The 5,932-nt window shown below is 33.3% G+C and carries 8 protein-coding genes; 6 read left to right on the top strand and 2 right to left on the bottom strand.

Annotated elements, in window-relative coordinates; translation table 11 throughout:
- Positions 1-31: 31 nt before the first annotated feature.
- From AOG54_RS09460 to AOG54_RS09445, 4 genes are all read left to right on the top strand, one after another.
- Positions 32-505: a zinc ribbon domain-containing protein gene (locus AOG54_RS09460; RefSeq protein WP_055032663.1), complete on the top strand. Its 474-nt coding sequence runs from the start codon at positions 32-34 to the stop codon at positions 503-505.
- A gap of 39 nt (positions 506-544) precedes the next feature.
- On the top strand, positions 545-982 hold the full coding sequence (locus AOG54_RS09455) for a hypothetical protein (RefSeq protein WP_055032662.1): 438 nt from the start codon (positions 545-547) through the stop codon (positions 980-982).
- Positions 983-1,042: 60 nt separating this feature from the next.
- On the top strand, positions 1,043-2,029 hold the full coding sequence (locus tag AOG54_RS09450; RefSeq protein WP_055032661.1) for a 4-hydroxythreonine-4-phosphate dehydrogenase PdxA: 987 nt from the start codon (positions 1,043-1,045) through the stop codon (positions 2,027-2,029).
- A gap of 76 nt (positions 2,030-2,105) precedes the next feature.
- Positions 2,106-2,972: a dihydrodipicolinate synthase family protein gene (locus AOG54_RS09445; protein WP_055032660.1), complete on the top strand. Its 867-nt coding sequence runs from the start codon at positions 2,106-2,108 to the stop codon at positions 2,970-2,972.
- 46 nt (positions 2,973-3,018) lie between these two features.
- Here AOG54_RS09445 and AOG54_RS09440 read toward each other — a convergent pair whose 3' ends face one another.
- Entirely contained in the window at positions 3,019-3,630 is a 612-nt protein-coding gene (locus tag AOG54_RS09440) for a hypothetical protein (protein WP_048102451.1), read from the bottom strand.
- Positions 3,609-4,004 carry a thioredoxin family protein gene (locus tag AOG54_RS09435; RefSeq protein WP_048102450.1) on the bottom strand — a complete coding sequence of 132 codons (396 nt, stop codon included), beginning with the start codon at positions 4,002-4,004 and terminating at the stop codon, positions 3,609-3,611. Before AOG54_RS09435 ends, AOG54_RS09440 begins: the two co-directional genes overlap by 22 nt.
- A 108-nt stretch (positions 4,005-4,112) precedes the next feature.
- Between AOG54_RS09435 and AOG54_RS09430 the strand changes: the two genes are divergently transcribed.
- Both AOG54_RS09430 and AOG54_RS09425 read left to right on the top strand, forming a co-directional pair.
- The gene (locus AOG54_RS09430; RefSeq protein ID WP_048102449.1) at positions 4,113-4,550 is read left to right on the top strand and encodes a GIY-YIG nuclease family protein; all 438 of its coding nucleotides are present in this window, start codon (positions 4,113-4,115) and stop codon (positions 4,548-4,550) included.
- Positions 4,551-4,659: 109 nt separating this feature from the next.
- Positions 4,660-5,932 (top strand): AMP-binding protein (locus tag AOG54_RS09425; protein ID WP_236692490.1); only part of this gene is annotated, 1,273 nt, incomplete at its 3' end.

Raw genomic sequence — 5,932 nt, 5'->3', positions numbered from 1 at the left:
TATATATTAATGTTATATTATAATATTAACCATGAAGGCAAATGAACTAAAGAACCTTTTAAGAATATCAGGAAAAACATTGAATGCATATGCAATGGATGGAAAAATAGGATATGTTGTAATACCAAATAATAAATATAATGACAATGATGGGAATGTTTACAGGATTCTTAATAATGATATAAAAGGAAAAAATAATAATCAGAACTTTGTTCAATTAACTTTTAATATGCTGATAAATCAGATTTATTACAAGGCCAGAGAATATAAAATAAATCTAATTATCCATGATGAATCATATACATCCAAATGCTCATTTATTGATAAAGAAACTATGGAAAAGCATGAAATGTATTTGGGTAAGAGAATCAAAAGAGAAATCTTTAGATCATCAAATGGTATATTAATACATGCAGATTTACATGCATCATATAATATTATAAAAAAGCAATCCCTGAAGCATTTGATGCGCTCTAGGGCATTGGGTTGTATCCAGGAAGTTTAAGCATGAAAGAAATAATAATTTCTAAAGGAGTTGTTAAACATGAATAACAAAAACCATAACCTGATTAATAAAACTGCAATAGTTATCGGCACAAACACATACGAAACGTTGATGCAGATCCATCATATGCTATTGAATGGACTTAAGATCCATAATATATCTGATGAAACCGGTGAGACTGACATTTATTATTTTGGAACCAATAACTGGAGGAACATAAATAGCAAGGACTTTATAAATAAATTAAAAAAATATGATCTAATAATTATAAGTGGTGGTGAAACTGCGTTTTCATTGCTTAATTCCTCGGAATTTAAATTCATAAAGAATATGCAATGTTTCATGCCACTCGTTTCATGCGGAATAATAAACGGTGGAGATCTGGATTCAAAATATGTAATTTTAAAGGGGGGTGGCATTGGTGGCCCAGATATTTATTTTAAAATAATTGATTATTTTAAAAAACTTTATAATTAGGTTATTTTATTATAATTATTGTATTAACTAAATATAAATAGTATTTAAAAATAACAATTTATGGTAAATATTGGCATAACCCTTGGTGACCCATCCGGAATAGGGCCTGAAATAGTTGCAAAATCTCTTGCATCAATGAATGATGATAAAAATCATTTCATTTTATTCGGTGATAGGGATAATTTTGAGGATATCTTAAAAATATGTGGCATAAATTCTAAAATAAAATCTGATTTTGAATTTGTAAATGTTGGGAATGGGCAGAGGATAGAAACCGGAAGGGTAAATGCATATTCAGGTGAAATTGCAGTGAAAAGCATTGAGGAGGCCGTCAAATACGCTTTAAAAAATAAGGTCGATGCAATTGCCACAGCACCAATAAATAAGGAGGCAATAAAACTTGCAGGTTCAAAATATATTGATCATACATCAATGTTAATGGATTTAACCGGGTCAAATTTTGTCTCCACACTTTTTGAGGTAAAAAACCTTAGAATAACCTTTTTATCAAAGCATATGTCACTAATGGAGGCTGTTAAATATGTTAAAAAGGACAATGTTAAAAGGGCCATTATTGAGACATATTATTCGATGAGGCTTTTAGGCTTTAACAATCCAAAAATAGCCGTGGCGGCATTGAATCCACATGCAGGGGAATTAGGCATGTTTGGCAGTGAGGAAATAAATGAAATTAGGCCTGCCATTGAGGAATTTATGGGAAAAATTAATGTTTATGGCCCGGTACCGGCTGATTCCGTTTTTCATTATGCGTCACTGGGAAATTATGATGCTGTTTTATCATTATACCATGACCAGGGGCATATAGCCGCAAAAACATATGACTTTGATCATACAGTTAGCATGAATCCTGGGCTGCCATTTTTAAGAACTTCGGTTGACCACGGAACTGCATTCGATATAGCAGGAAAAAACATGGCTTCCCATATTAGCATGATGGAGGCAATAATCAAGGCTGAAAAATACGGCATATTATATAAGGGCAATTATATGAGTCTCAAACAGGAAATATCTGAGGTTATTAAATAGGTTAAAAATAAATTATTTTTAAAAAAATATTCTTTTATTGCAAATACTTATATATTAATGACCCATTTTATTTAATATGTCCAAAAAGGATAGTATTATACCAATAGTTACACCATTTGTGAATAATAAAATAGATACCGAACTGTTTATAAAGCATGGTGAGAATCTTTTAAAAAATAAAATGGATTTTCTATTTATGGCTGGCAGCACCGGGCTGGGCCCATCAGTGACGCCTGATGAAAGAAAAAAACTTGTGGATGCATTTTTGTACACACCGGATAATATTATACTCCAGTGCGGTTCCATTAATTTAGAGGATTCACTTGATCTTGCCAGATATGCAAAAAGCAATAAAATTCATGCGGTTGCTGCCCTGCCACCCTACTATTTTACGGGATTTAAACGTGAATGGCTTGTTAATTATTTCCTTAAAATATCAAACATTTATCCAACAATAATTTATAATTATCCAGGGACAACTGGGTATGATATAACATATGATATTATAAAAGATATCAGGAAGGCCGGTGGAAATATAATAGGAATTAAGGAAACAACATATGACATGCATGAAATATTATCAGTTAAGGATAATATAGATGATATCAGGGTTTACACAGGGCCAGATGAATATGTTCTTTCAGCGTACAGGGAAAACCTGGATGGATATGTATCCGGAGCAGGCAACTATGCATATAGGTACCTTAATATAATAGCCGAAAACTATTCAAATGAAACCGGAAGAAAGGCCCAGCTGGCAGTAAACAGCCTCGCAGCCCTTGCAAGGAAATATGGCCCCTGGTCGGCAACATACAATCTTGTTAAGATTATTACAGGCAATGATGTTGGGCAGCCAAGGGAACCAATAATGCCTTTAAGTGATAATGATGCCAGATCACTGGAAGTTGAGGCAAAAAAACTAATGGACGGCTTTAAATTTTAATTACAAATTTTTTAATCCCATGCAAAATGCCTTAAAAAATGTTTAATTATAAATACAGTATATTTGTGAAAATATCAATTATATTGCCTATTCCAATTGTTTCGTGCGGATTCGGCCTTGACCTGCTTGAAATATATACACCATATGGTTCGTAGGTTTTATCAGCTTTTAAATCCCCATATGGGGAAAATATGATAAACTCATCAAATTTTCTTATAATTTCACCTATGCTTTTATCTATTAATGAATAAACATCGCACCTTTCCCCGGCATCAAGGTAATTATTAAGGCTGTTTATTGCTGCTATTACCGGGCCACAGTCAATGTGGTTATTAATTTCCTTAAATACACCATTTATTTCCTCATTAAAATCCGAATTTAAATAATTGGATGAGTAATCCCCATCTGTTGGATTTTTTACAGGTATGTTAATTAGAACCGGATTAAGTTTTTTCAATCCCTCAGGAAAATCATAATTGCCATTATTGTATCTCATTATCTTCTTCCATGAGTTTTCTATGCCCTGGTCAAGGCTGTTAAATACAACCCCCCTGCCAGAGGTATTAAACAGATTCACTATATTTGGAATCTGGCATCTCATAAAATAGCCGTAACTAAATCCTGTAATCCCAAGCATTAGTGATTTTGCATTAACCATTTTAATTTACCCTCCAGAACATTAAAAGGTACAACACCAACAGACCTTTCCACAAGACTTCCATTCTTAAAAAATAAAACGGTTGGAAGGCCAGTAACACTGTACTGGTATAATAATTCCATATTTTCATCACCATTTACCTTTGCAACTGATATTCCGGGATATTTTTTTGAAAGGTCCTCAACAAGTGGTGATAAAATATGGCATGGTGCACACCAAGGGGCCCAGAAATCAATAACTGAAATTTCATGGGTTTTTATAAATTCCTGGAAATTATCTTTATTAAGCTCGACAATTTTATCCTTTTGATTAAGAGAGTTCAAAAGCTCATTTAATTTCTTTTGATGGAGCCTTTCCTCCTCATCGTCTTCCATTGAATGTATATTAAAAAATAATATTTATTTTTTTCATATTAAGGATTTTATATCATAAATATGAATTATAAAACGTCATATTTTTATTGCGATTATTAATCTAAAATCATGCAGAAAATACCCGGAGTTTATGCCCTTGGCATAAATGTAATTCCCGGAAATTACAGAATTGGTGCAATAGGTGAATACCATATATCAGGAAATTATTTTTATGTGGGCAGTGCCATTAATGGATTGTATCAGCGTGTTTGCAGGCATTTAAATAAAAATAAGAAGAAGCACTGGCATATTGATTACCTAAATTTCGATGTGAGAATTATTGTTGCGGCCAGAACCGAAAATCATCAAAAGGAAAGTGAAATATGCAATTATATAAAATCAGATTACATAAAAAATTTTGGTTCAACAGATACAGGAAATAAATCTCATCTGTTCTATTGCAGTATAAACGAGGTTGAAAATGCATTTAAAATGGCAGGATTAAAATTTTATGTTATTGACCCGGACTGCGGCAGCCTATCACTTGCACTTAAAAAAATGCAATAAATCATTAATTTCCTGCCTGAAATGATTAAATAAATTTTATTGATTGTTTAAAATATGTATAATAAAAATTTATTTATAAAATTCATTAAAAAGATCGGGGGTGGCATTGTTGGATACCTTTAATTACAGGGCACAGGATGATGTTCTATCAAAAAATTATCCACCATGGGTCAGAAGGACCATTGAAATACCTGTTATAAATATATACAGCGCATTTATAGAATCTGAAAAAAAATATTCAAAAAATGCAGCAGTTGAATTTATGGGCACGTCAATCACATATGAAGATTTAAAAAATGAGATAAATAATACAGCGGATCTTTTAAATTCCCATGGCATAAAGAAGGGTGATAGGGTTGCCGTAATGCTTCCCAATGTACCCCAGTATGTCATTGTATTCTTTGCATTGATGAGCCTTGGTGCAATCATTGTTCAGTTAAACCCACTTTATACTGAACGCGAAATCATTGATGAACTTCAGGATTCAGAAAGTGATACTATAATAACACTTGATGAATTCTCCGGGAAAATACTTAAATTTTATCCAAAGAAAATAAAGAGGATATTCTTTGCAGGCATTGGTGATTACCTGCCACCAATTATTTCCTGGATATATAAATTATCGAGGAGGAATTTAACCAGAGTAAATTTTAACGAAAATATCATAAGATTGAAACGGAATAAAAATTTAAATTCTAGGGAAACGCCGCTAAATAATATAGATCCAGAGAATGATCCGGCCCTGTTCCAGTACACTGGAGGAACCACAGGAGTTCCCAAGGCTGCGGTGCTAACACATTATAATTTAATAGCAAATGCATACCAGATCAGGGAATGGCTTCCAGATGAGTTTAAATACAATATATCTTTTTTGTCCTCAATACCATTTTTCCATGTATACGGCATGATGACTGCAATGCTATCTCCACTGCTCTCAGGTTCAAAAATAATTTTGATCCCCGATCCCAGGGATATAAAAATGACACTTAAAATAATAAATAAATCTAAACCAACAGCCTTTCCTGGAATACCAACCTTATACCATTCAATTATGAATTATAAGGACGTATCAAAATATAATCTACGGGACATCAGGGTATGCATTTCAGGGGCCATGCCACTGCCGGTTGAACTCCAGAAGGATTTTGAAAAAATTACCGGTGCGGTTGTTGTTGAGGGCTATGGCCTGAGTGAAACATCACCTGTTGCAAACATCAATCCGATTGTATCAGATAATGATATAACACATAGAAGGATTGGTTCCGTTGGCATGCCTGTTCCAGACACATATGAAAAGATCGTTTCAATAGATGATGGCATTACAGAGATGCCCATTGGGTCTCCGGGTGAGCTGTTAATTAAGGGTCCACAGGTCATGAAGG

It is taken from the genome of Acidiplasma aeolicum (assembly GCF_001402945.1).
Taxonomy (GTDB): domain Archaea; phylum Thermoplasmatota; class Thermoplasmata; order Thermoplasmatales; family Thermoplasmataceae; genus Acidiplasma; species Acidiplasma aeolicum.
The sequence above is the reverse complement of the archived record's forward strand: the minus strand, read 5'-3'. Positions and strand labels throughout refer to the sequence as shown.

Excerpts from the sequence above, each read along its gene's own strand:
- AOG54_RS09455 (WP_055032662.1), top strand. The coding sequence starts at position 545 with ATGAATAACAAAAACCATAACCTGATTAATAAAACTGCAATAGTTATC.
- AOG54_RS09450 (WP_055032661.1), top strand. The coding sequence starts at position 1,043 with ATGGTAAATATTGGCATAACCCTTGGTGACCCATCCGGAATAGGGCCT.
- AOG54_RS09440 (WP_048102451.1), bottom strand. The coding sequence starts at position 3,630 with ATGGTTAATGCAAAATCACTAATGCTTGGGATTACAGGATTTAGTTAC.
- AOG54_RS09445 (WP_055032660.1), top strand. The coding sequence starts at position 2,106 with ATGTCCAAAAAGGATAGTATTATACCAATAGTTACACCATTTGTGAAT.
- AOG54_RS09430 (WP_048102449.1), top strand. The coding sequence starts at position 4,113 with ATGCAGAAAATACCCGGAGTTTATGCCCTTGGCATAAATGTAATTCCC.
- AOG54_RS09435 (WP_048102450.1), bottom strand. The coding sequence starts at position 4,004 with ATGGAAGACGATGAGGAGGAAAGGCTCCATCAAAAGAAATTAAATGAG.
- AOG54_RS09460 (WP_055032663.1), top strand. The coding sequence starts at position 32 with ATGAAGGCAAATGAACTAAAGAACCTTTTAAGAATATCAGGAAAAACA.